Raw genomic sequence first — 3,150 nt, 5'->3', positions numbered from 1 at the left:
AACCAGCTGAAGCAGCTCAAGGCCAAGTACCCCAACCTCAAGATCCAGATTTCGCTGGGCGGTTGGTCCTACAGCAAGTGGTTCTCCGACGCCGCAGGCGAGACCCGGGAACCCGCACGCCGGGAAAGCCCCCGATGACACCCGGAACGGCGGGACCTCCCACCGGAGGAGGTCGAGATGAACGTGCAGCCTCCCGCTCGGCTGCGCTGCCTGGTGACCGGCGCGACCGGCTACATCGGCGGCCGGCTCGTCCCCGAACTGCTGGCGCGGGGACACGCCGTCCGCTGCCTGGTCCGCGACCCCCGACGGCTGCGGGACCAGCCCTGGCGCTCCCAGGTGGACATCGCCACCGGGGACGTCAGCCGGCCCGGCACCCTCGCCGGCGCATTCGACGGCATCGACGCCGCCTACTACCTGATCCACTCGCTCGGCACCGGGCCGTCCTTCGAGGCCACCGACCGGGAGGCCGCCCGCGCCTTCGGCGCCGCCGCCGCGGCCGCCGGCACCGCGCGGATCGTCTACCTCGGCGGACTCGTCCCCGACGGGGTGGCCGAGGCCGGCCTCTCCCCCCACCTGCGCTCCCGCGCCGAGGTCGGGCGCGTCCTGCGCGACAGCGGGGTCCCGACGGCGGAGCTGCGCGCCGCGGTGATCATCGGCTCCGGCAGCGCCTCCTTCGAGATGCTCCGCTACCTCACCGAACGCCTGCCCGTGATGGTCACCCCGCGCTGGGTCTCCACCCGCATCCAGCCGATCGCCGTACGCGACGTGCTCCGCTACCTGGTCGGCGCCGCCCATCTCCCGGCCGAAACGAACCGGACCTTCGACATCGGCGGCCCGGACGTCCTCACCTACCGGCAGATGATGCACCGCTACGCGCACGCCGCCGGACTGCGGCGGCGCGTCATCGTCCCCGTACCGGTGCTCACCCCCGGGCTCTCCAGCCAGTGGGTCGGCCTGGTCACCCCGGTGCCCAACTCCATCGCCCGCCCGCTGGTCGAGTCGCTGCGCCACGAGGTGGTCTGCGGGGAGCACGACATCGCCCGGTGGGTGCCCGACCCCCCGAACGGCCTGATCGGCTTCGACGGGGCCGTGGAACTCGCCCTGCGCCGGATCAAGGACGCCGACGTGGCCACCCGGTGGTCCTCCGCCTCCCTGCCCGGCGCACCCAGCGACCCCCTGCCCACCGACCCCGACTGGGCCGGCGGCAGCCTTTACCAGGACGTCCAGGAACGCACGGTGGCCGCCCCGCCGACCGCCGTGTGGCAGGTGGTCGAGGGAATCGGCGGCGACAACGGCTGGTACTCCTTCCCGCTCGCCTGGGCCCTGCGCGGCTGGCTGGACCGCCTGGCCGGTGGCGTCGGACTTCGCCGGGGCCGCCGCGACCCGGCCCGGCTGAGGGTCGGCGACTCCCTGGACTTCTGGCGCGTCGAGGAGATCGAACCGGGACGGCTGCTGCGCCTGCGCGCCGAGATGCGCCTGCCCGGCCTGGCCTGGCTCGAACTGTCCGTCACCCCGGACGGCGACCACGCCACGCGCTACCGCCAGCGGGCCCTGTTCCACCCGCACGGCCTCGCCGGCCACGCCTACTGGTGGGCCGTCGCCCCCTTCCACACCGCCGTCTTCGGCGGCATGGCCCGCAACATCACCGAACGCGCCCTCACGACGCCGCCCTGACGGCCCGGCCGACGGGGCGATGCCCGCGATGCCCGCCCGCGTTCACCGTCAGGGGTGAACAAGCAGCGGCGCGTCATCGAGCCCCGTCGATCGCAGGACCAACGGTCGCTCAGCGGGCCGGCATGGGTCCATGCGGACTGTTGACCACCAGGGGCAGAGATCCCTCCGCAAGGTAGAAGTGCCCTGGGAAGTAGTCGACATGGAGGTGACCACCATCCTCGGCGGAAGCCATGCCCCACAGATTGTCGGCCAGCACCGCCCTGCTCGCGGAGTCACCGCTGATCACGAGGATCTGCCGCTCCGGGTCACGGCGGACAAGGACCCCGGGGCCGGAAGTCCCCTTGACCTCGACCCCCGCCAGGGCGTTGCCACCCGGCGAAGCCGTGGCGTCGAGCCACCCCTCGCCAGCGGCGACCGCTGCTGCCAGGCGGCTCAACTCCTCTGCCGACGCCGTGAGATCCACTTCGCCGTACACGGGGTCGCAAACGAGTCTCACGCGTTCACCGCTCCTTCCAGATCGGACTCCCCTGCTGCCGACCGGCTGCCGGACGTGATCCCGCACTCGGGGTCCACTCGCCCGGCATCCGGCACCGGGTCAGCACGGGGATGTCCATGGAGAGCCGGCCCGGCGCGAGAGGCTCGCTACGAGGTGAGGACCGGACGGGGCTTCTGCTTCAGACTCTGCAGGCAGAGGGTGTACCTGTCGCCGCCCCGCCTGTAGATGTAGTAGCCGTCGGCTGCGGGGTAGGACTTCCGGCACACGCTCTCGCCGTCGTTGGTGCCCTCCTCGCGGCCCACGATGCGGGCGTCGGCCTTCGGGTCGGAGCAGGGGACCACAGTGACATCGGGATCGGTGTCGATGCCACCGGGCACGATGAGCACGTTGCTGTTGTGGATGCAGTCGCCGACGTCGGCGAACTCGGGGTCGCGCTGCACCATGAAGACGATCAGCGAGACCAGGACCGCCGGGATGATCAGACCCACCATCGTGGGCCGCAGGTAGACCGGCTTGCCGGGGTTCATCGGCGGACGGGGCGCACCGGGCAGTGGCTCCGGCAGCTTGTTGACCTTCAGGCGCTGCGGGATGTTGATCAGCATGATGATCGGGTTGACGATCATCGAGGGTATGCCCCACCAGCCCTGCCACAGGCTGTCGGAGGTCATCTCGCGGTGCGTGGCGATGCCGCAGCTGCGGCAGTACGGCCCCCGGCGCTTCAGGTACTTGAGGATCACGATGAGGCCCAGGTGCCCGCGGAAGGTCGCGTTCACGGCCGGGACGGAACCGCAGTACCGGCAGCTGAGTTGCCCCTCGCCGTAGACCGGCTGGTCCGGCGCCGTGGCGGCGGGGGCGGACTCGGTGGGCGTGGCGCCGTGGGGCAGCTCGGCGGACTGAGTGGAAATGGTGGATCCCCCGTGACGATCATGAATGCTTGCCGCCGCAACCTATCGCGGTTCGAACGTCAGGGTGAGTGATTA

The 3,150-nt window shown here is 71.4% G+C and carries 3 protein-coding genes; 1 reads left to right on the top strand and 2 read right to left on the bottom strand.

Features of this window, described 5'->3' with window-relative positions:
* Positions 1 to 177: 177 nt before the first annotated feature.
* Entirely contained in the window at positions 178 to 1,674 is a 1,497-nt protein-coding gene (locus ABZ885_RS38150) for an SDR family oxidoreductase (RefSeq protein WP_360199330.1), read from the top strand.
* A gap of 109 nt (positions 1,675 to 1,783) precedes the next feature.
* Here the strand turns inward: ABZ885_RS38150 and ABZ885_RS38145 are convergent, their stop codons facing one another.
* A complete protein-coding gene (locus ABZ885_RS38145; protein WP_360199328.1) occupies positions 1,784 to 2,170 on the bottom strand; it encodes a hypothetical protein in 387 nt (128 codons plus the stop codon).
* Between the two features lie 146 nt (positions 2,171 to 2,316).
* Entirely contained in the window at positions 2,317 to 2,943 is a 627-nt protein-coding gene (locus tag ABZ885_RS38140; RefSeq protein ID WP_360199326.1) for a hypothetical protein, read from the bottom strand.
* Positions 2,944 to 3,150 lie beyond the last annotated feature (207 nt).

This window comes from Kitasatospora sp. NPDC047058, assembly GCF_040643935.1.
Taxonomy (GTDB): domain Bacteria; phylum Actinomycetota; class Actinomycetes; order Streptomycetales; family Streptomycetaceae; genus Kitasatospora.
Note: the sequence above shows the minus strand (reverse complement) of the source record. Positions and strands in the feature narration are given on the sequence as shown.

What these genes read in the sequence shown, in the direction of transcription:
- ABZ885_RS38150 (WP_360199330.1), top strand. Translation starts at nt 178, where the DNA reads ATGAACGTGCAGCCTCCCGCTCGGCTGCGCTGCCTGGTGACCGGCGCG.